At 66.8% G+C, this 24196-nt stretch carries 20 protein-coding genes and 1 pseudogene; 13 read left to right on the top strand and 8 right to left on the bottom strand.

Annotation, left to right across the window (positions count from 1 at the left end; genetic code table 11):
• Positions 1-7: 7 nt before the first annotated feature.
• From ABWV23_RS15610 to ABWV23_RS15595, 4 genes are all read right to left on the bottom strand, one after another.
• Entirely contained in the window at positions 8-637 is a 630-nt protein-coding gene (locus ABWV23_RS15610) for a glutathione S-transferase family protein (RefSeq protein WP_353349404.1), read from the bottom strand.
• A gap of 132 nt (positions 638-769) precedes the next feature.
• Positions 770-1909, bottom strand: coding sequence for an acetate/propionate family kinase (locus ABWV23_RS15605; protein WP_353349402.1), 1140 nt, complete (start codon positions 1907-1909; stop codon positions 770-772).
• A complete protein-coding gene (locus tag ABWV23_RS15600) occupies positions 1906-3303 on the bottom strand; it encodes a bifunctional enoyl-CoA hydratase/phosphate acetyltransferase (RefSeq protein WP_353349400.1) in 1398 nt (465 codons plus the stop codon). Before ABWV23_RS15600 ends, ABWV23_RS15605 begins: the two co-directional genes overlap by 4 nt.
• Before the next feature lie 174 nt (positions 3304-3477).
• Positions 3478-3963, bottom strand: a complete 486-nt coding sequence (locus ABWV23_RS15595) for a class I SAM-dependent methyltransferase (protein WP_353349398.1) — start codon at positions 3961-3963, stop codon at positions 3478-3480.
• 208 nt (positions 3964-4171) lie between these two features.
• Here ABWV23_RS15595 and ABWV23_RS15590 point away from each other — a divergent pair, with 208 nt between their 5' ends.
• Genes ABWV23_RS15590 through ABWV23_RS15575 form a run of 4 tightly spaced genes read left to right on the top strand, consistent with a single transcriptional unit; the run spans position 4172 to position 10062 of the window.
• Positions 4172-5941, top strand: coding sequence for an ABC transporter ATP-binding protein (locus ABWV23_RS15590; RefSeq protein WP_353349396.1), 1770 nt, complete (start codon positions 4172-4174; stop codon positions 5939-5941).
• Positions 5934-7871, top strand: a complete 1938-nt coding sequence (locus tag ABWV23_RS15585; RefSeq protein WP_353349394.1) for an ABC transporter substrate-binding protein — start codon at positions 5934-5936, stop codon at positions 7869-7871. The genes ABWV23_RS15590 and ABWV23_RS15585 overlap by 8 nt, the downstream gene beginning before the upstream one ends.
• 11 nt (positions 7872-7882) lie before the next feature.
• Positions 7883-8911, top strand: a complete 1029-nt coding sequence (locus tag ABWV23_RS15580) for an ABC transporter permease (RefSeq protein ID WP_353349392.1) — start codon at positions 7883-7885, stop codon at positions 8909-8911.
• The gene (locus ABWV23_RS15575; protein ID WP_353349390.1) at positions 8908-10062 is read left to right on the top strand and encodes an ABC transporter permease; all 1155 of its coding nucleotides are present in this window, start codon (positions 8908-8910) and stop codon (positions 10060-10062) included. Before ABWV23_RS15580 ends, ABWV23_RS15575 begins: the two co-directional genes overlap by 4 nt.
• Positions 10063-10069: 7 nt before the next feature.
• Here ABWV23_RS15575 and ABWV23_RS15570 read toward each other — a convergent pair whose 3' ends face one another.
• On the bottom strand, positions 10070-12448 hold the full coding sequence (locus ABWV23_RS15570) for a mechanosensitive ion channel domain-containing protein (RefSeq protein ID WP_353349388.1): 2379 nt from the start codon (positions 12446-12448) through the stop codon (positions 10070-10072).
• A gap of 220 nt (positions 12449-12668) precedes the next feature.
• Here ABWV23_RS15570 and ABWV23_RS15565 point away from each other — a divergent pair, with 220 nt between their 5' ends.
• The 8 genes from ABWV23_RS15565 to ABWV23_RS15530 are packed head-to-tail and all read left to right on the top strand — an operon-like array spanning position 12669 to position 20460.
• A complete protein-coding gene (locus ABWV23_RS15565) occupies positions 12669-13949 on the top strand; it encodes a nucleotide sugar dehydrogenase (RefSeq protein ID WP_353349386.1) in 1281 nt (426 codons plus the stop codon).
• A gap of 7 nt (positions 13950-13956) precedes the next feature.
• Complete coding sequence (locus ABWV23_RS15560) at positions 13957-15186, top strand: glycosyltransferase family protein (protein WP_353349384.1); 1230 nt, start codon at positions 13957-13959, stop codon at positions 15184-15186.
• Complete coding sequence (locus ABWV23_RS15555; protein ID WP_353349382.1) at positions 15183-16427, top strand: glycosyltransferase family 4 protein; 1245 nt, start codon at positions 15183-15185, stop codon at positions 16425-16427. Before ABWV23_RS15560 ends, ABWV23_RS15555 begins: the two co-directional genes overlap by 4 nt.
• The gene (locus tag ABWV23_RS15550) at positions 16424-17503 is read left to right on the top strand and encodes a glycosyltransferase family 4 protein (protein ID WP_353349380.1); all 1080 of its coding nucleotides are present in this window, start codon (positions 16424-16426) and stop codon (positions 17501-17503) included. Before ABWV23_RS15555 ends, ABWV23_RS15550 begins: the two co-directional genes overlap by 4 nt.
• Complete coding sequence (locus ABWV23_RS15545) at positions 17500-18090, top strand: histidine phosphatase family protein (protein ID WP_353349378.1); 591 nt, start codon at positions 17500-17502, stop codon at positions 18088-18090. Before ABWV23_RS15550 ends, ABWV23_RS15545 begins: the two co-directional genes overlap by 4 nt.
• Positions 18087-19223 carry a glycosyltransferase family protein gene (locus ABWV23_RS15540; protein WP_353349376.1) on the top strand — a complete coding sequence of 379 codons (1137 nt, stop codon included), beginning with the start codon at positions 18087-18089 and terminating at the stop codon, positions 19221-19223. The genes ABWV23_RS15545 and ABWV23_RS15540 overlap by 4 nt, the downstream gene beginning before the upstream one ends.
• Positions 19220-19987, top strand: a complete 768-nt coding sequence (locus ABWV23_RS15535) for a polysaccharide deacetylase family protein (protein WP_353349374.1) — start codon at positions 19220-19222, stop codon at positions 19985-19987. Before ABWV23_RS15540 ends, ABWV23_RS15535 begins: the two co-directional genes overlap by 4 nt.
• Positions 19984-20460 carry a class I SAM-dependent methyltransferase gene (locus ABWV23_RS15530; protein WP_353349372.1) on the top strand — a complete coding sequence of 159 codons (477 nt, stop codon included), beginning with the start codon at positions 19984-19986 and terminating at the stop codon, positions 20458-20460. Before ABWV23_RS15535 ends, ABWV23_RS15530 begins: the two co-directional genes overlap by 4 nt.
• Before the next feature lie 77 nt (positions 20461-20537).
• Here ABWV23_RS15530 and ABWV23_RS15525 read toward each other — a convergent pair whose 3' ends face one another.
• Positions 20538-21680, bottom strand: a complete 1143-nt coding sequence (locus tag ABWV23_RS15525) for an alpha-D-ribose 1-methylphosphonate 5-triphosphate diphosphatase (RefSeq protein ID WP_353349370.1) — start codon at positions 21678-21680, stop codon at positions 20538-20540.
• A gap of 47 nt (positions 21681-21727) precedes the next feature.
• Here ABWV23_RS15525 and ABWV23_RS15520 point away from each other — a divergent pair, with 47 nt between their 5' ends.
• Entirely contained in the window at positions 21728-22429 is a 702-nt protein-coding gene (locus ABWV23_RS15520) for a DUF1045 domain-containing protein (protein WP_353349368.1), read from the top strand.
• Positions 22430-22629: 200 nt separating this feature from the next.
• On the opposite strand, the pseudogene ABWV23_RS15515 reads toward ABWV23_RS15520, so the two are convergent.
• Positions 22630-22779 (bottom strand): annotated as a pseudogene (locus tag ABWV23_RS15515) (IS256 family transposase); the annotation flags it as partial.
• A gap of 492 nt (positions 22780-23271) precedes the next feature.
• The coding region (locus tag ABWV23_RS15510; protein WP_353349366.1) for an ATP-binding protein at positions 23272-24196 on the bottom strand (925 nt) is incomplete at its 5' end.

Raw genomic sequence — 24196 nt, 5'->3', positions numbered from 1 at the left:
CGCCTGACTACAGCGCCGCGCTGGGTCGCGCCTTGATCCGGTCGAACCAATCCAGCGTGGCGCTGTTGTCTTCGGGGATGCGGGCGCGGATCACCCGCGCGAAATCGACGAAGACAAAGCCGGTGATATCGGCCAGCGTGAACCGCTCCCCCGCCAGCCATGGGCTGTGCTGCAACCGCTCCTCCAACTGGTCGAAAAAGAACCCGACGCGGGCGCGGCCCCGCTCGGCCAGTTCGGGGATCTGCTCAAAATCCTGTGGGCCGGGAATGGCGCGCCCCTTCATGTGGGGGTTGGTGTTGCGCAGCACCTCGGCGATCGGCATCCCGCCCTGCTGTTCGACGATGGCGTTCCACATCATCACCAGCCCCTTTTCCTCAGGCGTAACCCCCATCAGCGGTGGCTCGGGAAACGCCGCCTCCAGATAGGCGGCGATGCCGAGGTTCTCGGACAGCACCGTGCCGTCATCGGTGACCAGCACCGGGATCGTGCCGCGCGGATTGACCGCGAGGAAGTCCTGCGAAAGCTGCTCTCCCTTCGCGATGGAAACATCGCGGGTCTCGATCTCCAAACCCTTTTCGGCGATGAACATGCGCGCCCGGCGCGGGTTGGGCGCGGTGGAACAATCGTAGAATATCATGCGGTCTCCTCCTGTTCGGGTCAGGATAGACGCGGGGATGCCCATGCGTAAGCCTGTCTTGTCCGGATGACGGAACGTCCCGGTGCCATGCAAATGTTGCATTCCCTGTTTCGCCCGGGCACTGGCCGGGCCTTATTCCAGCGCTTTGCTCACCGCGCGGGCGATCACCCGCTCCTCGTCGGTGGGGATCACCAGAACCTCGACCGGGCCGGTGCCGATCTGCGTGGCATCCTTGTCGTTCGCCCCGGCATCCAGACCGAGCCCGAGGAATTCCATCCCTTCGAGCACCTGGGCGCGGATCGGGGCGGCGTGTTCGCCGATACCGCCGGTGAACACCACGCCGTCCAGCCCGCCCAGAACGGCGGCCATCGCCCCCAGTTCGCGCCGCAGACGAAAGACATAATACTCCACCGCCTGCGCCGCGCGCGGATCGTCGCTGGCCAGCAGCGTGCGCATGTCATGGCTGATCTCCGACAGCCCCTTGAGCCCGCTCTCATGGTAGAGGATGCGCTCGATCTCCGGCGCGCCCATGCCCTGAGCCATCAGGTACAGCAGCACGCCCGGATCAAGCTGACCACAGCGGGTGCCCATCGGCAAGCCATCCAGCGCCGAGAACCCCATCGTCGAGCCGACGCTGTGCCCGTCCTTGATCGCGCACATCGAGGCGCCGTTGCCCAGGTGCGCCACCACCACCCGGCCCTTGGCCAGCTCCGGCCAGTCCTTGCGCAGGCAGGAGGTGATGTAATCATAGCTCAGCCCGTGGAACCCGTAGCGGCGCACGCCCTGTTCGTAGAACCGCAGCGGCAGCGCGAAGGCGTCATTGACGAACGGGTGCCCGCGGTGAAAGGCGGTATCGAAACACCCCAGTTGCAGCGCCTCGGGAAAGGCCACGCGCGCCGCGTCGACGGCGGCGAGGTTATGCGGCTGGTGCAGCGGCGCCAGCGGCTCCAGCGTGCGCAGCTGGTCGATCACCTCCGTTGTCAGCCGCACCGGGTCACCGAACCTCTTGCCGCCATGCACGATCCGGTGCCCGACGCCCAGGACCTTGCGCCCCTCCAGCACCGGCGAAAGCGCGTCCAGGATCGCGCGCAGCGCCACCGCGTGATCGGCCGGGCCAATCTCGCGCGCCGCTTCGCCCTTGACCTTCAGCCGGGCCAGCGGGCCGAGGTTTTCCACCTGCCCCGAGGCCAGCAGCGGCGGCTCGTCGCCGGTTTCGTGCACCCCGAACTTGATCGAGGAACTGCCGGCGTTCAGCGTCAGGATCACGCTCATGATGCGCCCCCCGCCACATGATCGGCATAAAGCGCGGCCACCGCGCAGGACGCCAGCCGCGCCTGGTCGTCATCGGCCCGGCTGGTCAGGATGATCGGACACTTGGCGCCCATCACCACGCCCCCGGCCTCGGCATGGGCCAGAAAGGTCAACTCCTTGGCCAGCATGTTGCCCGATTCCATATTGGGCGCGACCAGGATCTCGGCCCGGCCCGCCACCAGCGAGCGGATGCCCTTGGTCGCCGCGGCGCCGATGTTGATCGCGTTGTCCATTGCCAGCGGCCCGTCGACCAGCCCGCCGGTGATCTGGCCGCGCTCGGCCATTTTCGACAGCGCGGCGGCATCGAGCGTCGAGGGGATCGCCGGGTTGATCACCTCGACCGCCGACAACACGCCCACCTTGGGCTCGGCCATGCCCAGCGCATGCGCCAGGTCGATCGCGTTCTGCACGATGTCGGCCTTGACCTTGAGATCGGGCGAGATGTTGATCGCCGCATCGGTTACCATCAGCAGGTGATCGAGCCCCGGCACATCCATCACGAAAACATGGCTCAGCCGCCGCCCGCCCTTGCGCAGCCCGCCGTCGCGCTTGACCACCTCGCTCAGCAGGATGTCGGTGTGCAGATGCCCCTTCATCAGCGCCGCCGCCTCCCGCGCCAGCACCATGCGCACAGCCTCCTGCGCCGCCAGCCGGTGATCGCGCACATCGACGATGCGGTAAGGGGCCAAGTCGATCCCCTCTTCCTCGGCGGCCTCGGCGATGCGCTCGGCGTGGCCGATCAGGATCGGGTGGATCAGCGTATGTTGGGCAGCCAGGATCGCGCCGGCCAGCGCATCGGGCTTTTCCGGGGCCACGACGGCGGTGGGGATCGGCGGCAACGGTTCGGCCATGCTCAGCAGCCGGTCGAAATGCACATGCCGTTGCAGGGTCAGGCCCGGCAGATCCTCGGGTGCGAAGCTCATCGGTTTTTCCGGGGCATAGACTTGTGCCTCACCCTCCAGGACACGCTCGCCCGCCGCAGTCTCGATCCAGGTATCGAAACTCACCAGCCGATCCGGGGCCTTGGCGGTCAGCCGCACCTTGACGGTCAGGGTGTCGCCCGCATTCGCCTGGCGCAGAAACCGCAGGGTCTGGGAATGGTACAGCGTGCCCGGCCCGGGCAGGTCACAGCCCAGCACCGCCGAGATCAGCGAGGCGACCCACATTCCCGGCGCCACCGCCTCGGGCTTGCCATCGCCATCGCCATCCTCGTCCGGCAGGTGCATCGGGTTCACGTTGCCCGAACTATTGGCAAAGACGAACAGATCCTCGGCCTGCAAGGTCCGGGTTCGCGCCGCCTCCATCCCGATTTCGAGCTGGTCGAAGGGTACGTTGTGCATGGCTGCCGTGAGCATCGGCTCGACCTCCTGAATTGTCCTGCCGCCAGCACTAACGCCACTGAGCGACATATGCGTTAAAGCCTGTGCCAGAAGCCGGGGCAAGCGCCCGAAGGTCCTGATACGCCCATTCCTCGATGTCCCAAGGGGCCGATGCCCGGTCTATTTGCGCCCGATCTGCTTGGGTCCGGTCTACTTGCGATAGACGAAACACCGCCCCGGCACCGCGCCCTCGGGCAGCGGCAGTTCCTCAAGCGCGTCGAAATACATCCGGTCGGAGGACACCATCAACCCGCCCTTGGCCAGAAGCGGCTCGATCAGCGGCGAGACCTTGTGGGCAAAAAGGTCGTTTTTCTTCAGGTTGTGGCCGCCCAGGTCCGCGTGGATCAGGCTGGCGGTGGCGCCGAACCTCTCCAACGTCTGCGGCAGGGTCTCCATCACGTCGCCAAGGATGGTAAAGGCCTCGTCCGGTGTCGACGCGGGGTTCGAGGCGATGGCGCGCTCGAACACGTAGATGTCCCGCCCGACGATCTTTTCGCGCATGTGGTGATAGGTGCGCCCGTTGCCCAGCCCCAGTTCGAACGCCGGCCCCGGCATTGCGGCGGTCTCGGCGATGGCGAAATCCAGACAGGCGCGTTGCGACACCATGCGGTCGATGAAAACATCCAGTCGGCTCATCCGGGAACTCCTTGCGGCGATGACTGCCCCCTCATGCCAAATCCGCCGGCAGATGTGTAGCCCGGGCGCGCAGCCATTTGCGATGGTCCGGTGACATTGGGCAATTGGGGTTTGACTAAACGGGGGTCGCCACGCGATGGTACCGACAAGGGTCCTCTGGGGGTAAAGGTTTGTTTTCACCAATGATCGGCCGTTCGGGGCAGACCGGATGACGCCGCTGCTGTCCGTCGAGAACCTGAGCATCGGCTTCGGTCGCGACGACGCGGTGGTCCGCGACGTCAACTTCCGCGTGATGCCGGGCGAGACGCTGGCGCTGGTCGGAGAATCCGGGTCGGGCAAGACGGTGACCTGCCGCGCGGTGCTGCGCATCCTGCCGCGCAACGCGCAGATCCGCAGCGGCACGGTCACGCTGAACAGCGGCGGCCAGTCGCTCGACCTCACCACCCTGAACGAACGCCGCCTGCGCGACATCCGCGGCAACCAGGTCTCGATGATCTTCCAGGAACCGATGCGCTCGCTGTCGCCGCTGCACCGGATCGGCAACCAGGTCAGCGAGGTGCTCTGGCTGCATCGCAGCGGCTCGGGCAGCGACGCGAAACGCCAGGTGCTCGACACGTTCGCCCGGGTCGGCTTTCCCGACCCGGAACGCGCCTATCGCTCCTACCCGTTCGAACTGTCCGGCGGCATGCGGCAGCGCGCCATGATCGCCATGGCCATGGTTGCCAAGCCCGAACTGCTGATCGCGGACGAGCCGACAACCGCGCTCGACGTTACCACCCAGGCGCAGGTGCTGGGGCTGATCAAGGAATTGCAGCAGGAAACCGGCATGGGGCTGATCCTGGTCACCCATGACCTCGGCGTGGTGGCCAACATGGCCGAGCAGGTGGTGGTGATGCATCGCGGCCGGATCATGGAATCCGGTGCCGCCGAGCCGCTGCTGCGGTCCCCGGCACATGCCTATACGCGGCAGTTGTTCAATGCCGCCCCCGCGATTCCGGCCGAGGCCAAGCTGGCGCCGCCGCTGCCCGATACGGATCTCATCCTGCAGATGAAGGCGGTCTCCAAGACCTATACCATGCGCGCCGGCTCGGCCTGGCGGCCCGATGTGCTGATCCATGCCTGCCGGGGCATCGACCTCAAGCTGCCGCGCGGCAAGACGCTGGCCATCGTCGGCGAAAGCGGCTCGGGCAAGACCACCGCGGCGCGGATCGCGTTGGGGGCAGAACTGCCCGATCCCGGGGGCGAAGTGCTGTTCCGCCCCAAGGGGGCCGACCCGATCGCCGTGCACGACATGACCCGCACCGAGCGCACCGCGTTTCAGCGCCAGGCCCAGATGGTGTTCCAGGATCCCTATTCCTCGCTCAGCCCGCGGATGCGGGTGCTCGACGCGCTCACCGAACCGCTGGAGATCCACCGCATCGGCACCCGGACCGAGCGGCGCGACCGCGCCGCCGAGATGCTGCGCCAGGTCGGGTTGAACCCCGACATGCTGCAACGCTACCCGCATGCCTTTTCGGGCGGCCAGCGCCAGCGGCTGTCGATCGCTCGGGCGATGATGCTGGACCCCTCGCTGATCGTCTGCGACGAGCCAACCTCGGCGCTCGACGTTTCGGTGCAGGAACAGATCCTGACCCTGCTGGAGGACATCCGCGACCGGATGGGCCTGTCCTACCTGTTCATCAGCCACGACCTTGCCGTGGTCGCCCGCATCGCCGACGAGGTGGCGGTGATGCGCCAGGGGCTGGTGGTGGAACAGGCGCCGCCCGACACGCTGTTCTACAACCCCAAGCATCCCTATACCAAGGCCCTGATCGCGGCTCAGCCGACCCCGGACATCGACCGTCCGATCGACCTGAAGCTGGTCGCGCTCGGTGCCGGCGCCCCGGAAAGCTGGCCCGACGGCTTTCGTTTTTCCGATACCGTGATACCGTCTCTCACCGAACTGGAACCCGGCCACAAGGTACGCTGCCATGTCTGACCGTCTGCTGTCCCGCCCCCGCAACTTCACCCGCATCGCCGCCGCCACGCTGATCGCCGCGTTGGCGCCGCTGGCCGCCGCCGCCCTGCCCCCGCTGCAGGAAAGCGCGTTCTGGCGCGAGGAGGTCGACAGCGGCGACCTGCCGCCGGTGGCCGAACGCCTGCCCGATGTGCCCCTGGTCGTGGACCTCGAGGCCAAGGGCCGCCACTCGGGCACCCCCGGCGGCACCCTGCGCACCATGGTCACCCGCAGCAAGGACATCCGCCAGATGGTCGTCTACGGCTATGCCCGGCTGATCGGCTACGACGAGAATTACGACCTTGCGCCGGACCTGCTGGACAGTTTCGAGAACGTCGACAACCGGGCCTTCACGCTGCACCTGCGGCCCGGCCACAAATGGTCGGACGGGCAGCCCTTTACCTCGGCCGATTTCGCCTATTGGTGGGAGGACGTGGCCAACAACCCCGCGCTCAGCCCCGCCGGGCCGCCGGATTTCCTGCGGGTCGAGGGCAAATTGCCCCGGGTCAGCTTTCCCGACGAGGCCACCGTGGTGTTCGAGTGGGATGCGCCCAACCCCGGGTTCCTGCAGACCCTGGCCCAGGCGCGGCCGCCTTTCATCTTTCGCCCGGCGCATTTCCTCAAGCAGTATCACCAGAAATACGCCGACCCAGACGCGCTTGCCGCCGCGGTTGAGGAGGCCCGGGTCAAGAGCTGGGCCGCGCTGCACAACAAGCTCGACAACATGTACAAGTTCGACAACAGCGCGCTGCCCACCCTGCAGCCCTGGATGAACGCCACCTCGGGCAAGAAGATCCGCCACCTTTTCGTGCGCAATCCCTTCTATCACCGGATCGACAGCAAGGGCGTGCAACTGCCCTATATCGACGTGGTCGAGATGGAGATCGTCGCCGGTGGCCTGGTCGCCGCCAAGGCCAACGCCGGCGAGACCGACCTGCAGGGCCGTGGCCTCGATTTCCGCGACATCTCGATCCTGCGCAAGGGCGAGGCCGACGGCGGCAACTACCGCACCCTGCTCTGGCCCACGGGCGTCGCCTCGCAGATCGCGATCTATCCCAACCTGAACGTCAACGACCCCGCCTGGCGCGAGGTCATGCGCGACGTGCGGGTGCGCCGGGCGCTGTCGCTGGGCATCGACCGGGCGACGATCAACCGCGCGCTCTATTTCAAGCTGGCCAAGCCGGGCGCGATGACCGTGCTGCCGCAAAGCCCGTTCTTCGACGAAAAACTGCGGGCAGCCTGGGCCCAGTATGACCCCGAGCAGGCCAACCGCCTGCTCGACGAGGCCGGGCTCGACAAGCGGTCGGGCGACGGCATCCGCTTGCTGCCCGATGGCCGCCCGATGGAATTCGTGATCGAAACCGCCGGCGAACGGCAGGAGGTCGAGAACGCGCTGCAGATCATCACCGACACCTGGCGCGAGATCGGCGTCAGGCTGGTGATGCGCCCGCTGGACCGCGACATCCTGCGCAACCGGGTGTTTGCCGGCACCTCCATGGCTTCGGTCTGGTACGGCTGGGACAACGGCATCCCCCAACCCTATACCGCGCCCGACTACCTTGCGCCGCGCCAGCAGGAATTCCTCGCATGGCCGAAATGGGGCCAGTACTACCAGACCGGCGGCGAAGCCGGAGAGCCCCCGGACATGGAGCCGGCGAAACGGCTGATGGCGCTTGCCCACGACTGGGAACAGGCAACCTCGGACGCGGAGCGCAGTGCCGCCTGGCGCGAGATGCTGCAGATCCACGCCGAGCAGGTCTATGGCATCGGCATCCTTGCCGAGGCGCCGCAACCCATCGTGGTGAACAAGCGGCTGCGCAACGTGCCGGAAAAGGGCCTCTGGACCTGGGATCCGGGGGCGCATTTCGGCATCCACCGCCCGGATGAATTCTATTTCGCCGACGACGGCTGACGAGGACGCGAATGCCCATCCTGCGCTATGCGATCTACCGGTTTGCGACCATGCTGCTCACGCTTCTGGCGGTGTCGGTTCTGGTGTTCGTGATCATCAACCTGCCACCGGGCGACTACCTGTCGAACCAGATCGCCGAGTTGCGCGCCAGCGGGCAGGAGGCCGGCGTCGCCAAGGCCGAATTCCTGCGCACCGAGTACGCGCTGGACCGGCCGCTGTGGCAGCAATACATGATCTGGGTCGGCTTCATGCCCGGCCCGAACGGGTTCGCCGGGCTGGTGCAGGGCAATTTCGGCTGGTCTTTCGAGTTCGACCGCCCGGTTTCCGAGATCGTCGGAGAGAGCCTTTGGCTGACCGTCCTGGTCAACCTCGCCGCCGTGCTTTTCGTCTATCTGGTGGCGCTGCCGCTGGGGGTGCTGGCGGCGGCCAAGTCCAAGACCTGGGTCGATTACACCTCGGCCTTCGTCGGCTATCTCGGGCTGGCGACGCCGAACTTCCTGCTGGCGCTGATCCTGTTCTACTACGGTCACAAGTATTTCGACCTGCCGATCGGCGGGTTGATGGACCCCGCCTACGAGGGGCAACCGATGGGCTGGGAAAAGGCCAAGTCGATCCTGATCCACCTCATCGTGCCGACCTTCGTGATCGGCACCTCGGGCGCCTCGGCGATGATGCAGCGACTGCGCGCGAACATGCTGGACGAGCTTGGCAAACCCTATGTCGAGACCGCCATCGCCAAGGGGATGAGCCCGCGCCGCATGCTGACCAAGTACCCGCTGAGGGTCGCCTTCAACCCCTTTGTCGCGGATATCGGCAACCTGCTGCCGGCGATGGTCTCGGGCTCGGTGCTGGTGTCGGTGGTGCTGGGGCTGCAGACCATCGGCCCGACCCTGCTGACCGCGCTGAAGACCCAGGATCAGTTCCTGTCGGCCTTCGTGCTGATGTTCGTTGCCCTGCTGACCCTGATGGGCACGATGATTTCCGACGTGCTGCTGGTCCTGCTCGACCCGCGCATCCGCTATGAGGGGCGCGACGCATGACCCGGTTGACCGACGGACGCTATGTGGACGACGCCCCCTATGATCCGCAGGCCAGCATCCAGCACCTGGAACGGCGCGACCTCGACGCGCCCAACTGGCTGCTGATCTGGCGCAAGTTCCGACAGCACAAGCTGGGGCTGTTTTCCGGGATCTTCCTGCTGATCTGCTACCTGATGCTGCCCTTCGCCGGGTTCATCGCCCCCTATACGCCCAACGAACGCCAGTCCGAGCATCTCTATGCCCCGCCACAGGGCGTGAAGTTCTTTCACGAGGGCGAATTCCAGGGCCCCTTCGTCTATCCCATCCTGGCCGAGGCGGACCTGGAAACCTTCCAGTGGAAATTCGTGCCGGATGAAAGCCGCCCCCTGCCGCTGGAGTTCTTCTGCACCGGCGGCACCTATCGCTTGGCCGGGCTGATCGAGACCGACCGCCACCTGTTCTGCGCCCCCGAGGGGGCGACGCTGTTCCTCTGGGGCTCCGACCGGCTCGGCCGCGACGTGTTCAGCCGCATCCTCTACGGCGCGCAGCTGTCGCTGACCGTGGGGCTGATCGGTATCTCGGTCTCGTTCCTGCTGGGCATCAGCTTCGGCTCCATCGCCGGCTATTTCGGCGGCCGGATCGACTGGATGATCAACCGGGTGATCGAGATCCTGCGCTCGCTGCCGGAACTGCCGCTGTGGCTGGCGCTGTCGGCGGCGGTGCCGTCGAACTGGGGGCCGGTCTCGGTGTTCTTCATCATCTCGGTGATCCTCGGGATTCTCGACTGGCCGGGGCTGGCGCGCGCGGTACGGGCGAAATTCCTGTCCCTGCGCGAAGAGGAATACGTGCGCGCGGCGGAAATGATGGGCGCCTCCTCGGGCCGGGTGATCCGCAAGCACCTGCTGCCCAACTTCATGTCGCACCTGATCGCCAGCGCCACGCTGTCGATCCCGGCGATGATCCTGGGCGAAACTGCGCTGTCCTTTCTCGGGCTCGGGCTGCGTGCCCCGGCGGTCAGCTGGGGGGTGATGCTGAACGACGCGCAGAACCTCGCCTCGATCGAGATCTACCCCTGGACCGCGATCCCGATGCTGCCGATCATCGTCATCGTGCTGGCCTTCAACTTCCTCGGCGACGGGCTGCGGGATTCGCTGGACCCCTACGAAAGCTGACGCGCCACTAGCGATCGTCGCCGTGGCCGCCCCCCTCGTCCATCGCCTCCTCGTCGATGGCGGCCTGCACCGCGCCCACCGCCGCCTGTTTCTGCTGCGGCGTGGCCGCGCCTGCCTGGTCTCCGGCCAGCCGCACGGTGACCTCGCGATGGGCAAAGTGGATGCCCTCGCGCGCGAACAGTTCGCGGATTTCTTCATAGACCTTCTTGCGCACCAGCCACTGGTCGCCCGGCTTGGTCATGAACTTGACCCGGATGATCATGGCGCTGTCCTGCATCTCGATCACGCCTTGCGATTTCAGCGGCTGGATGAAATTCTCGCCGATCACCGGATCGCTCAGCAGTTCCTGCCCCAGCTTCTTGATCAGCTTGCGCACCTTTTCCACGTCGGTGTCATAGGTCACCCGCAGCGGCAGCTTCATGATCACCCAGTCGCGGGAATAATTGCTCAGGACCTTGATCTCGCCGAACGGGATGGTGTGCAACGCGCCCAGGTGGTGGCGCAGCTGGAACGACCGGACCGAGATCTTCTCGACCGTACCCTTCACCTCGCCCAAGTCGATGTATTCGCCCTTGCGGAACGCATCGTCGAACAGGAAGAAGGCGCCGGAAAAGATGTCGCGCACAAGCGTCTGCGCGCCAAAGCCGACGGCGAGTCCGACCACCCCGGCACCGGCGAACAGCGGGCTGACGTTGATGCCAAGCTCCAACAAGGCGATCAGCGCGACCGAGACCACCACCACCGCCAGGATCGCACCCCGGAACAGCGGCAGCAGCGTCGCCAGCCGGCTGGCGCCCGTCGCGCCGCCTTCGTCGCCCAGCTCGCCCTCTGCCTCGTCGCCGGTCTCCTCGGCGATGCGGCTGTCGATCCAGATCCGGAACAGGTGATAGACGATGTAGCCGATGAACAGGATCACGATCACGTCCAGCGCGCTGTCCACCACCGCGTTGGACATCAGCCGGTTATCGGTGCCCCAGACCAGCGTCAGCGCGTAGATCCCGGCGACAAAGGCCAGGATGCCCGAGACCCGCCGCGCCAGGTCCTCGTAGGTGGTGATCGCATGACGCGACCGCGCCGGGGCCGCCTCCCCGCCCTCGGCCTCGCGCGCCTCGGCATCGGCCAGTTCCTCATTCAGCGCATCGCGGCTGCGGGACCGGGCGAAATACTGTTCGATCACGTAGTTGATGACGCCGTAGACCACGATGATCGCCACAAAGCTGGAATAGGCCGCCGCGATCGGCGGGATGCCGATCGGACGTTCGAGCACCAGCGCAAAGGCCAGCCGCAGCCAGCCATAAATGAAATAGCCGATCATCACCGGCGCCCAGGCATAGGACACCGTCCGGGTCAGCCAGGGTACGTCCGAGGCCGCGCGTCCGCCCCGTATCGCATCGGTGATCGCGCGCCCGTTCCAGACCAGCATCACGATGTTGGCCAGCGTCGCGACCAGCGTCAGCGCCCCATGCAGCAAGGCGTAGACGTTGTAGTTCAACCCGAAATCCGCGATCCAGGTGCTGAACACGATCGAGGCCACATTGAAGGTGATCAGCACCGTCGCCCAGCGGTACAACCGCCGCGCATCCCGGTCCGAGAAATGCGGCATCCGGTATTGGCCAAGGAAGGGCGACAGGATCATCCGCCACAGGTCCGACACCGTGCGCGAGATGAAGAAGGTGGCAAAGATCGCCGTCACCGTGAACTGGACCGACAGATCGTCGGGGAACCGCGCCAACAGGGTGCCCAGGATCAGCGCGATCAGCAGGACGCATAGCGATCCGACAACCCCGGCGGAAAAGCGGAAGACGAGAAAGGGCATCTTCTCGATGTATCCTTTCGGGCTCTCCTTCACCCGTGGCATGACAAAGCGACCGGCGATCTTGGGGCCGTAGATGAACCGCGCGAACAGGTATCCCGCGAACAGGAACAACATGTTCCACAGCAACACCTCGACATAGGTCATGATGCGTCCGTCGGGGCTGGTGGCGCGCAGGATGAAGCGGACCTCGTTCAGCGAGTTGGGCAGCGCGTCGAGCCGCTGGCGCAGGGTCTTGCGAAAGCTTTCGACCTCGGCTTGCGCCTTCATCAGGGCCGAGGCCCCCTCCATCATCGCATGTTCCGGGGCCGGCTCTTCCGTCGCAGGTTTCTGTCCCGCCGCGGTCCCGACCAGGTTGCCCGCCTCGTCCACCACCACGACGCTGACGCCGGCCTCGGCGGCCTGCTTCAGCGCCTCGGCCATTCCGCCGGTTGCGGCCCCGTCCGAGGAGGGTGTGTCAGAGGATCCGCCCAACGACAGGATCGACTGGGCCTGCACCGCGACCGGCGCCATGGCCAGGGACAGCGCAAGCATCCACAAGGCCAAGGCCAGGCGAAACATCGTCTTGGTCATTTTTTCCGCCCCGCGTCATGTGTCCGGCAAAAGGCTACAAGAGGGGCACGGCCAAGGCAAACGCGCATATGGCGGCTTGGATCTGCGCGATGCCCGTCCCGAGGCGGCAGAAACCTGTTTGCATTCGGGTGCGATTTCAATACTAGGGGCTTGGCCGGAAAAGGGCATGAGACACGTGCGGACCGGCGGCCCGCGCGGCTGGGCGTAACAGAGACGGGCGATGACCAGGCAAGGCAATCAGGACAGGATCGCGGTGCTGGGTCTCGGCTATGTCGGGCTGCCGCTGGCCGTGGCGCTGGCGCGTGCCGGCTACGACACCCTTGGCTTCGACACCGATGCCGCCCATGTCGCGGCGCTGCGCGACGGACAAGACCCCAACGGCGAGGTCTCGGCGCAATCGCTGGCCGCCGCCGGCGCCCGGTTCTCGGACGATCCCGCCGATCTGGCCGGTCGCACGGTCTTCATCATCGCCGTGCCCACCCCGATCACCGACGCCAAGACCCCGGACCTGGGACCCTTGCGCGCCGCCTGCCGCACCATCGCACCGCATCTGGTGTCCGGCGCGATGGTGGTGGTGGAATCCACCGTCTATCCCGGCGTCACCGAAGATGTCTGCGGACCGGAGCTGGCCGCCGGCAGCGGTCTGGCGGTGCATGATGACATCAAGCTGGCCTATTCGCCCGAACGGGTGAACCCGGGCGATGCCGAGCATTCGCTTGAAAACGTGGTCAAGATCATCTCGGCCCAGGACGACGAGACGCTCGACCGGGTCGAGGCGCTCTATGCCCCGGTGGTCAAGGCCGGGCTGCACCGGGCCAGCTCGATCATGACCGCCGAGGCCGCCAAGGTGATCGAGAACACCCAGCGCGACCTGAACATCGCGCTGGTGAACGAGTTTTCGCTGATCTTCTCGCGCCTCGGCCTCGACACGCTGGAGGTGCTGGACGCCGCCGGGACCAAGTGGAATTTCCTGCCGTTCAAACCCGGTCTGGTGGGCGGGCACTGCATCGGCGTCGATCCTTATTACCTGACCTACCGCGCCGAGCAGCTCGGCTATCACCCCGAGGTGATCCTCGCTGGGCGCCGGATCAACGACCAGATGGGCAAGCATGTCACGCATGAGCTGATCAAGGCGCTGCTGGCACGCGGCGCCAACCTGGCGCGGGCACGGGTGCTGGTGCTGGGCTTCACCTTTAAAGAGAACTGCGCCGACACCCGCAACACCCGGGTGGCCGATATCGTCAGCGAATTGACCGCCTACTCGATGCAGCCGGATGTCTTCGACCCCTGGGTCGATGCCGCCGCCATGCAGGCCGAATACGGCATCGCCCCGGTGGCAGAACCCGAGGCCGGGGCCTATGATGCCATCATCGTGGCCGTCGCTCACAAGGAATTCGTCGAAATGGGCCCTGCGGCCATTCGGACCTTGGGCAAACCGGGGGCGGTTCTGTACGATATCAAGGGTATCTTTGGAAAATCGGGCGCGGACCTGAGGCTGTAACGACATGATGAGCGGCGCGACATTCCCCGGCAAGGCACGGCGCACGGACCGCGCGCCCCGCATCATGCTCTATAGCCACGACACCTTCGGGCTGGGCCACCTGCGGCGATCGCGGGCGCTGGCCGGCGCGATCACCCGGGCCAATCCCACCGCCTCGGCGCTGATCCTCACCGGCTCGCCGGTGGCCGGGCGCTTTGCCTTTCCGCGCCGGGTCGACCATATCCGCCTGCCCGGCGTGACCAAGCGCAGCGACGGCTCCTACGTGGCGCAGACGCTGGGCATGGACATCGAGGACATCACCGAGCTGCGCGCGGCGCTGATCGAAACCTCGGCCCGGCAATACGACCCGGACATCCTGATCGTCGACAAGGAACCCTCGGGATTTCGCGGTGAGTTGCTGCCGACGCTGGACTGCCTGCAGGCGGCGGGCCGGGCGCGGCTGGTGCTGGGGCTGCGCGACGTGCTCGACGACCCGGACCTGCTCGCCGTCGAATGGGCGCGCAAGGGCGCGATCGAGGCGATGCGCAAATATTACGACGAGATATGGGTCTATGGGCAACGCGATTTCTACGACCCGGTCGCCGGCCTCGACCTTGGCCCCGAGGTCCGCGCGCGGATGCATTGGACGGGCTACCTGCGGCGTGAACTTGGCCCGGTCGAGTCCGCCCCGGTCGAGAACAGCCCCTATATCCTGATCACCCCCGGCGGCGGCGGCGACGGCGAATTCATGGTGGATCTGGTGCTCTCGGCCTATGAGCGCGACCCCTCCCTCGCCCCGCGCGCGGTGATCGTCTATGGCCCGTTCCTTTCGGGCGAGACCCGCGCCGATTTCGAGGCCCGCGTCGCCCGCCTTGACGGCCGCGTCACCACCGTCGGCTTCGAATCGCAGATCGAACCGCTGTTCGCACAGGCGCAGGGCGTGGTCTGCATGGGCGGCTACAACACTTTTTGCGAGGTGCTGTCCTTTGACCAGCGCGCGGTGATCGTGCCGCGCACCGTGCCCCGGCTGGAACAATGGATCCGCGCCAGCCGCGCCGAGGAACTGGGGCTGGTCCGCATGCTGGAGAACGGCCGCGACGGGCTGACACCCGAGGCGATGATCCGCGCCATCCGTGCCCTTCCCGATCAACCGCTGCCCTCGCAGGCGATGCACGAGGGGCTGCTGGGCGGGCTCGACTACGTGACGCGCCGGGTCAGCGCGCTTTTGTCCGAATGTTCAGGACAGGCCGCGGAATGAGCGAAGAACCCTCGCTGGCGATTCTGGTGAAGGGATGGCCGCGGCTGTCGGAAACCTTCATCGCGCAGGAACTGGTTGCGCTGGAAAAAGCCGGGCTGCGCTTTGACATCTGGTCGCTGCGCCACCCCACCGACACCAAGCGTCACCCGCTGCACGACCAGCTGCGCGCAAGGGTGCGCTACCTGCCCGAATACCTGTTCGACGAGCCCGCCCGCGTCGCCCGCGCCCGCACCGCCGCGCGATCCCTGCCCGGTTACGCGGAGGCCTACGAGGTCTGGCGCGCCGACCTGCGCCGCGACCCCACCCGCAACCGGGTGCGCCGCTTTGGCCAGGCCTGCGTGCTGGCGCATGAACTGCCCGAAGGCACGCGCGGGCTCTATTCGCATTTCCTGCATACCCCCTCCTCGGTCGCGCGCTATGCCGCGATCATGCGCGGGTTGCCGTGGAGCTTTGCCGCCCACGCCAAGGATATCTGGACCTCGCCCGAGTGGGAAAAGCGCGAAAAGCTCGCCGGTCCCCACGCCGCCCGCTTCGGCGTCACCTGCACCGCCTATGGCGCGCGGCACCTGCGTGATCTGGCCGGCGATCCCGGCAAGGTCGACCTGATCTATCACGGGCTGGACCTGTCCCGCTTTCCCGATCCCCCCGCGCGACCGATGCGGACAAAGGGTGCACCGCTGCACTTGCTCTCAGTGGGGCGACTGGTGGAGAAAAAGGGCTTTGACCGGCTGATCGCGGCGCTGGCGCGTTTGCCCGGAGATCTCGACTGGCGCTGGACCCATATTGGCGGCGGCGACCTGCTCGGGACGCTGCAGGCCCAGGCGCAGGCGGCGGGCATCGCCGCGCGGATCGACTGGCGCGGGGCCTGCGACCAGCCCGAGGTGATCGCCGCGATGCGCGCAGCCGATCTCTTTGTCCTGCCCAGCCGGATCGCCGAGGACGGCGACCGCGACGGGCTGCCCAATGTTCTGATGGAGGCGGCCTCGCAACTGCTTCCGATCATCTCGACCGCCGTGGCGGCGATCCCGGAATTCATCGAAAGCGGCACCCACGGGCTGCTGGCCGAGGACGACCCCGAGGCGCTGTCGCGCGCCATCGAAACCCTTGCCGACGATCCGGCACAGGCGCAAGCGATGGCCGAGGCGGCCCGCAACCGGCTGATCGCCGAATTCACCATGCAACCGGGGATCGACCGGCTTGCGGCGCGGCTGCGGCGGATGATCGGCGCCCCCGCGCCATGACCCGCGTCGCCTTTTACGCGCCGATGAAACCGCCCGGCGACCCGACCCCCTCGGGCGACCGGGAGATGGCCCGCAACCTGATCGCGGCCATCGGGGCAAGGGGCGCCGAGGTCATCGTGGTCTCGGACCTGAAACTGCACGAGAAATCCGGCGATCCCGCCCGGCAGGCCGATCTGCAGCAGGCGGCCAAGGCCGAGATCGCCCGATTGAGCAATACCCTCGCCGGCACTGACATCGCCCTCTGGGTCACCTACCACAACTATTACAAGGCCCCCGACCTGATCGGCCCCGCCACCTGCGCCGCGCTGGGGCTGCCCTACGTCCAGATCGAATCCACCCGCGCGAAAAAGCGCCTGACCGGTCCCTGGGCCGGCTTCGCCGCGGCCGCCGAGGCCGCCTGCGACGCGGCTTCGGTGATCTTCTACCTCACCGCCAACGACCTGATCACGCTGGGCCGGCATCGCGTGCCCGGGCAGCGGCTGGTTCATCTGCCGCCGTTCCTGCCCACCGACACCCTGCCGGAGCCGTCCTGGGGCGGCGGCCCGATGCTGACCGCCGGGATGATGCGGGCGGGGGACAAGCTGGCCTCATACACGATCCTGGCAGAGGCGCTGGCGCATCTGCCGGGCGACTGGCGGCTTGAGATCGCCGGCGACGGCCCGGCGCGGGGGCAGGTCGAGGCGCTGATGGCCCCCTTTGGCGACCGGGTGCGCTTTCTCGGTCAGCTCGACCGCGATGCGCTGGCACGGGCCTACCAACGCGCGTCGCTCTTCGTCTGGCCCGGCGTCAACGAGGCCTTCGGCATGGTCTATCTCGAGGCGCAGGCGGCCGGCCTTGCCGTGGTGGCACAGGATCGCCCCGGCGTGCGTGACGTGCTGCTGCCCGGCGCCTATCCAAGGCCCGAAGATGGCCCCGAGGCGCTGGCCGCGCAGATCGCCGCCCTGCTCTCCGATCCGGTACTGCGCAAGTCACGTGGCGCCCAGGCCCGTGCGATGATCGCCCGCGCCCACCTGCGCCCAGCCGCGACCGAGCGTTTCTGGTCCGCTGTCGCCCCCCTTGTGAAAGACCCTGCATGATCCGGCTTGCCCTCCTGCGCCACGGTCACACCCACTGGAACCGCATGGGCCGGATCCAGGGCGCCAGCGACATTCCCTTGGACGACGACGCCCGCGCCGAACTGGCCACCCAGCGCCTGCCCGCCCCCTGGGACGCGGCCGAGCTGTGGTCGAGCCCGCTCAAACGCGCCGCCGAGACCGCCGAGCTGGTGGCCCGCCGCGCGCCGCGCACCGCGCCGGAACTGACCGAGATGAACTGGGGCGATTGGGAGGGCCAGCGCGGCACCGACCTGCTCGCCACGCCCGGCAGCGGCTTTCGCCATATCGAGGACTGGGGCTGGGACTATCGCGCACCGGGCGGTGAAAGCCCGGGGGAACTTTGGTCGCGGCTGCGCCCCTGGCTCGCCCGGCTCGAACGCGACGCGCTGGCGGTCTGCCACATCGGCATCATGCGGGTGCTGTTGGCCCGCGCCCATGGCTGGGATTTCGCCGGCCCGGCGCCCTTCAAAGTCAAGCGCAACCGGCTCTACCTGCTCTGCCTCGACGGCGAGACCCTGACGCCGGAGGGCGAACCGATCCGCCTGGTCCGGGAGGAGGCGGCGCCATGAAGGTGATGATCGTGGTCACCCACCTGCTGGGCACCGGGCACCTGAGCCGGGCGCTGACGCTGGCCCGTGCCTTTGACGCCGCCGGGCACGAGGTTCTGGTCGTCTCCGGCGGCCGCCCGGCGCCGCACCTGCACCCGGGCGCGCTTGGCTGGCTGCAACTGCCCCTGCTGGCCTCGGACGGGGTGGATTTCACCCGCCTGCTGACCGACACCGGCGAAGAGGCCGACGCGGGCTATCTTGAGCGGCGCAGGATCGCCCTGCGCGGCGCGCTCATCGCCTTTGCCCCCGACGTCCTGATCACCGAGCTGTTCCCCTTTGGCCGCCGGGCACTGTCGGGCGAGTTCCTATCGCTGCTCGAGGCGGCGCGGGATCAGCGCCGCCGCCCCATAGTGCTGTCCTCGATCCGCGATATCCTCGCGCCGCCCTCGAAACCCTCCAAGGCCGAGCGCGCCGAAGAAATCGTGACGCGGCTCTACGATGCCGTTCTGGTCCATTCCGACCCCCATGCCACGCGGCTGGAGCAAAGCTGGCCCGTCACCCCGACGCTGGCGGACAAGCTGCGCTATACCGGCTATGTCGCCCCCCCTGCCCCGGTGCCGCACCCGCAGGGCCTCGGCACGGACGAGGTTCTGGTCAGTGCCGGTGGCGGCGCGGTCGGCGGGCCGCTGTTCCGGGCCGCGCTGGAGGCCGCGCGTCTGCGCCCCGCCCTGCACTGGCGACTGCTGGTGGGTGGCAACGATCCGGCGCAGCTGTCAGAGTTGCAGGCCACCGCGCCGGCAAACGCCACCGTCGAAGCCGCCCGCCCGGAGTTCCGCCAGATGCTGCCGCACGCCGCCGCCTCGGTCAGCATGTGCGGCTACAACACCGCGATGGACCTGCTCCAGGCCGGAACCCCCGCCGTGCTGATCCCCTTCGACGCCGGCAAGGAGGTGGAGCAGAGCCTGCGCGCCGAAAGCCTCGCCCAACTTCCTGCGGTCGAGGTGCTGCGCAGTGCCGATATGACGGCCCATACACTGGCCGGGGCGCTCGACCGCGCCCTTGCCGCCGGCCCCCACCGCGACAGCGGGCTCGAATTTGACGGCGCGGCACGATCCGTGGCAATCGCCACCCAGATGGCAGAGGCACGCGCATGACCCTGGACTGGACCCCGCTCGACCGGGAGCTTGACCGCTGGCAACAGGCGGGGATGACGCTGCCGCTGTGGTGGCGCGACGACGATGCGGTGGCCCCCAGTGCCGCGCTGGACGATCTGACCGCGCTGGCCGACGAGGTCGACCTGCCGGTACATCTCGCCGTCATTCCCGCCGGGGCCGAACCGACGCTGGCCGATGTGATCAAGGATCGCCCGGGGCTGATCCCGGTGGTGCATGGCTGGGCCCATCGGAGCCACGCGCCAGAGGGCAAGAAGAAGGCCGAGTTCGGCGCCCACCGCCCGCTGCCGGTCATGGCGAAAGAGGCGCGCGACGGCATGCTGCGCCTGCGTGCGCTGCTCGGCCCGGCGCTGCGGCCGATGTTCGTGCCGCCTTGGAACCGGATCGCGCCCGAACTTCTGACCGCCCTGCCCGGGCTGGGCTATACCGCGATCTCCACCTTCACGCCGCGCAAATCGGCCCTGGCCGCGCCGGGGTTGCTGCAAGTGAACACCCATCTCGACCCGATCGACTGGCGCGGCAACCGCTCGCTTGCCGATCCGGCCGCGCTGATCGCGCAATTGGCCGCCCAGCTTGCCGACCGCCGCGAGGGGCACACCGACAACGCCGAACCCTACGGGGTGCTGACCCACCACCTGGTGCATGACACCGCGATCTGGGGGTTCACCCGCGCGCTGCTGACCCGCCTGCGCGCCGGGCCCGTCACCCCCTGGACCACCACCACCGAAGCGAAGGACATCGAATGAGCCGACTGGACTCCATGCTGCGCCGCCTGGCCGCGCAACGCGACGGGCTGAACTGGGCCGCCGAAAAGATCGCCGATCTCGAGGGTGACGTGGTCGACCTCGGCCTCGGCAACGGTCGCACCTATGACCACCTGCGCGAAATCCTGCCGGAGCGCCGCATCTGGGTGATCGACCGGGTGCTGCAATGCCACCCCTCCTGCACCCCGCCCGAGGCGGATTTCCTGCAGGGCGAGGCCGAGCCGATGCTGCGCAAACTGGCCGACAGCGGCGCGCGGATCGTTCTGGCGCACTACGACTTCGGCTTTGGCATCAAGGAAAAAGACGTTGCCGAGGCCGCCCGCCTGTCGCCTTTGATCGCCGATGTGATGCAGCCCGGCGGGCTGATCGTCTCGGGCCAGCCGCTGGTTGGGTTCGAGCAGATCACCGGCCCCGACACCATCGCACCCGACCGTTACCTGTTCTACCGGGCCTGAGCGGGCAAGACCCGCCCCCGGCCTTTTCCCGAGCCTGAGATACTTCGCCGAAGGCGCCCCCCTCCTCCGCCAGCGGGTCAGGCCACCCGTTGGCCGCGCGACCACACCCCGGACAAGACCGGCACGTCGCCGCGCAGGCGAAACCGGACAAGGTCGGCGCGCTTGCCCGGTGCCAGCGTGCCGCGATCCGCCAGCTTGACGGCCCGCGCCGGCGCCTCTGTCACCGTCGACAGTCCACGCGCCATGTCGCCCCAGACCTGCCCCAGCCGCACCGCCGCGAACAGGAGCGCCGCGGGCACGTAGTCCGACGACACGATGTCCAGCAAACCGGCCTCGGCCAGCTCCTGCGCCGCCACGTTGCCCGAATGCGATCCGCCACGCACCAGGTTGGGCGCCCCCATCATCACCGCGATGCCGTGGTCGCGACAGGCCTGCGCCGCCGTGACGGTGGTCGGAAACTCCGCCAGCCGGATACCGTAGCCGGCCGATGTCTCGACCTGCGCCCCGGTGGTGTCGTCATGGCTGGCCAGAACCGCCCCGAACCGCCGCGCCTGCGCGACCGCGCCGATCTCATGCGCGTCGCCGACCTTGCGTCGCAGCTCCGTGAGCTGCGCGACATGGCGCCGGAAATCATCGTCGGTCATCGCGTGCTTGCCCTTCACGTAGGCCTCGAACTTGGCAAGGTCGCGAAACTGCCGCTGGCCCGGCGTGTGATCCATCAGGCTGACCAGACCGACGCGATCATCGGCATCGAACTCCGCCAGTTCCTCCAGCAGGGTCTCGGAACAGACCTCGGCGCGCAGGTGCAGGAAATGGCTGATCTTCAGGGCATCGGCGGCGCGCAGCTCCAGCAGTTCACTGGCCAGCCCGCGCGCGTATTTCAGGTAACGCCCGGTGCCCGAGGGGATCGAGCCCACCCGCATCGCATCGAAGACCGTGGTGATGCCAGCGCCGGCCAGTTCCGCGTCATGGGCGATGATCGCGGCCGCATGCGGCCAGTCGACCTTGGGGCGCGGCTGGATGTGCCGTTCAAGGTTGTCGGTGTGCAACTCGATCAGGCCGGGCGCGACATGGTCGCCGCCGCAATCCACCGCGCCCTGCGGCACGGCTGCACCGCTGTCGATCGCGGCGATGGTTCCATCGACCACACGCAGGCTGCCACGTCGGGTTTCCCCGGGCAGGACCAGCATGGCATTGGCAAGGCAAAAGTCTTCTGTCATCTGGGCATCGCATGATTTGAGGAACGGAACAGCCAGCCGGGGCCGACATGACTATAGCAGGTGAATTTCAGCGTTACGCCATCTATTACGCCCCCCCTGCCCAGGCGGCATGGGGAGGTTTCGTTACCCGCTGGCTGGGCTGGGACATGGACACCGGGGCAGAGGTGCCGCAGCCGGAGGTCGCCGGCCTGCCGCTGTCCCTGGCTTCGATCACCGCGACACCGCGCAAATACGGGGCACACGCCACGATCAAGCCGCCGTTCCGCCTGGCCGAAGGCATGACCCGCGCCGACCTGGAGACAGCCTGCGCCACGTTCTGCGCCAGGAACGCGCCGTTGCAATTGGAGGGTTTGACCTTGGTGCGGCTGGGCCGGTTCCTTGCCTTGCGCCCCGTCGGCGACACCGCCGCGCTCGACGCGCTGGCGGCAAGGGTGGTCGAGGCGCTGGACCGGTTTCGCGCGCCCGCACCCGAGGCCGAGCTGGCGCGCCGCCGCGCCGCCGGCCTCTCCCCGGCGCAGCAGGAGAACCTGGCGCGCTGGGGTTACCCTCATGTCATGGGGCAGTTCCGGTTTCACATCACCCTGTCGGGCAAGCTGCCCAAGCCCGCACTCGGCGCGGTCGAGGCGGCGCTGACCGGCCACCTGGTGCCACTGCTGCCCGCCCCGTTCGAGATCGGCGATCTGGCACTGGTGGGCGAGGATGCGGCAGGACGTTTCCATCTGCTCCACCGCTACGCGCTGTCCGGCTGAAGCCGGGCCAGCACTGGACCTGTCCAGCTTTGGTGTCACGCTGAGTTCCCATTTGGGCCACCTATCGTTCGAAGGCGATTATGCGGAACATCACCAGATCCCGGCCACTTCAAGCCGGATATGTACCTTCAACCACCTTCATGGATGGTGTCCCACCGAATGGTGTAAGAGCGTCGACCTTTGGTAAGGCCCGAGCCAGATCAGAACGCCACGGCGGGCAACCTGACGTCAGGATCGTCGTTTACGCGGGCGAGGGTTTCAAGGCTCATGTATCTGCGCGCGACCGTCCATTCGTCGTTGGTCTCGAGCATGATCGCTCCAACGAGCCGGATGATGGCGGAGGAAACCGGACTTCACCGGAACACAATTCTGGCGTCTTTGTCGGCCCGACGGATCGATCGTTTCAGGCCCGAGGGAGCAGATGTCGGCCCGGTCTATTTGCGACGGACGGTTGATCCCGTCCTTGATGCGCTTGAGGCCAATGTCCCCGGAGAATACCTCGCCGAGCGAAGAGATGAAATTGAATCAACGCCTTGGGGTATTTTCGGAGGGGATGTGTAATTCAATCGTGACAGGGAGTGTGCATGAAAACCGCCAAAACGTGCAAGCTTATGGGTCATTGGCAACAACAAATTGCCAATGACTCATAAGCTTGCGCACCTATCCGATTCGGATCAACGCTACCTCATTTAAAATAAAGCAAAATCAACACCTTACAGTGAAGTCGCTTTCCTTGTGAAGCATAAGCATGCACGCATGACACATAAGCATGCACACTTCGCGCCAATAAAAAGGGCCCGCGAATGCGAGCCCTCAGCGCCTTATAAGATCAGTCGAAACTGCTACGCTTTCTGCACCAATTCCAGGAGCTTCGCGCGATCAAGAAGGTCGCGGTAATCCGGCGCCGTGAAGGGCGACATCTCTTCGGGCAGACGCGAGTTCTGGGCATAGGCCTCCGCGAACAGATTGATCGTGGCCACCTTCTCTTCACGAAGGCGGCAAAGCGCGAAGGTGCGGACCAGAAGCTCGATGACCAGCCCCCAGCGCGAGGAACATGCGAAGTCCAGCCGCTCCAGGAAGTCAACGTCCACGACCTCTTCAACATCGATCCCGCCGAGTTTTGCGTAAGCATAGACGAGTTTGTTCAGCTCGATCATGTCGGGGTCCTTGGCCGGGTCGGCACTTTTACCCAAGCTGATCTCGTCGAAATGGACCGGCGTGAGGAGATGGGAAAGCTGCTCCTCGGAGTTCACATAGTCGCTAAGAACCGGCACGCCGGCCAGCACCAAGATCAGCGGCCATTCGGGCTCCTTCATCAGAGACTTGAAGCTGTCGAGGAAAATACGATTTGACTTACCTTTCGGTAGGAAAACGTGCTGACACTCATCGTAGTAAACGCCTATCACACCCTGCCCACGGCTTTGGCGGCGGACTATTCCCCAGATTTCACTCTGCGTCCGCAGTGGCGACCCGGGGTAGCCCAGCGTTGCCAAGGTCTTCCGGCCAAGATCTTTCCAGGTCACCAACCCGTCCAGCTTGCAATAGATGATCTTTCCGGGTTTGCCGCCGGGCATCTCGGTGCGACTGTCGTTGAACTCGTCGATGAGCTTGATCGTTTCCGAGGTCTTACCCACCCTGGACTCTCCCGTCACGACGAGGCCACGAGCCTCGAAGTGGCCGCCGTTGCTGGCCTTCACAAAATAATCGGTCACGCACTGGGAGAACGCTTCGCGCAGGACGGCGGCCCGGGGGAAGGTGTAATGCGCG

Source organism: Aquicoccus sp. SU-CL01552, from assembly GCF_040365005.1.
Taxonomy (GTDB): domain Bacteria; phylum Pseudomonadota; class Alphaproteobacteria; order Rhodobacterales; family Rhodobacteraceae; genus Antarcticimicrobium.
The sequence above is the reverse complement of the archived record's forward strand: the minus strand, read 5'-3'. Positions and strand labels throughout refer to the sequence as shown.

Excerpts from the sequence above, each read along its gene's own strand:
- ABWV23_RS15535 (WP_353349374.1), top strand. The coding sequence starts at position 19,220 with ATGACCCTGGACTGGACCCCGCTCGACCGGGAGCTTGACCGCTGGCAA.
- ABWV23_RS15545 (WP_353349378.1), top strand. The coding sequence starts at position 17,500 with ATGATCCGGCTTGCCCTCCTGCGCCACGGTCACACCCACTGGAACCGC.
- ABWV23_RS15590 (WP_353349396.1), top strand. The coding sequence starts at position 4,172 with ATGACGCCGCTGCTGTCCGTCGAGAACCTGAGCATCGGCTTCGGTCGC.
- ABWV23_RS15600 (WP_353349400.1), bottom strand. The coding sequence starts at position 3,303 with ATGCTCACGGCAGCCATGCACAACGTACCCTTCGACCAGCTCGAAATC.
- ABWV23_RS15530 (WP_353349372.1), top strand. The coding sequence starts at position 19,984 with ATGAGCCGACTGGACTCCATGCTGCGCCGCCTGGCCGCGCAACGCGAC.
- ABWV23_RS15550 (WP_353349380.1), top strand. The coding sequence starts at position 16,424 with ATGACCCGCGTCGCCTTTTACGCGCCGATGAAACCGCCCGGCGACCCG.
- ABWV23_RS15565 (WP_353349386.1), top strand. The coding sequence starts at position 12,669 with ATGACCAGGCAAGGCAATCAGGACAGGATCGCGGTGCTGGGTCTCGGC.
- ABWV23_RS15570 (WP_353349388.1), bottom strand. The coding sequence starts at position 12,448 with ATGACCAAGACGATGTTTCGCCTGGCCTTGGCCTTGTGGATGCTTGCG.
- ABWV23_RS15540 (WP_353349376.1), top strand. The coding sequence starts at position 18,087 with ATGAAGGTGATGATCGTGGTCACCCACCTGCTGGGCACCGGGCACCTG.
- ABWV23_RS15575 (WP_353349390.1), top strand. The coding sequence starts at position 8,908 with ATGACCCGGTTGACCGACGGACGCTATGTGGACGACGCCCCCTATGAT.
- ABWV23_RS15525 (WP_353349370.1), bottom strand. The coding sequence starts at position 21,680 with ATGACAGAAGACTTTTGCCTTGCCAATGCCATGCTGGTCCTGCCCGGG.
- ABWV23_RS15560 (WP_353349384.1), top strand. The coding sequence starts at position 13,957 with ATGAGCGGCGCGACATTCCCCGGCAAGGCACGGCGCACGGACCGCGCG.
- ABWV23_RS15595 (WP_353349398.1), bottom strand. The coding sequence starts at position 3,963 with ATGAGCCGACTGGATGTTTTCATCGACCGCATGGTGTCGCAACGCGCC.
- ABWV23_RS15610 (WP_353349404.1), bottom strand. The coding sequence starts at position 637 with ATGATATTCTACGATTGTTCCACCGCGCCCAACCCGCGCCGGGCGCGC.
- ABWV23_RS15555 (WP_353349382.1), top strand. The coding sequence starts at position 15,183 with ATGAGCGAAGAACCCTCGCTGGCGATTCTGGTGAAGGGATGGCCGCGG.
- ABWV23_RS15520 (WP_353349368.1), top strand. The coding sequence starts at position 21,728 with ATGACTATAGCAGGTGAATTTCAGCGTTACGCCATCTATTACGCCCCC.
- ABWV23_RS15605 (WP_353349402.1), bottom strand. The coding sequence starts at position 1,909 with ATGAGCGTGATCCTGACGCTGAACGCCGGCAGTTCCTCGATCAAGTTC.
- ABWV23_RS15585 (WP_353349394.1), top strand. The coding sequence starts at position 5,934 with ATGTCTGACCGTCTGCTGTCCCGCCCCCGCAACTTCACCCGCATCGCC.
- ABWV23_RS15580 (WP_353349392.1), top strand. The coding sequence starts at position 7,883 with ATGCCCATCCTGCGCTATGCGATCTACCGGTTTGCGACCATGCTGCTC.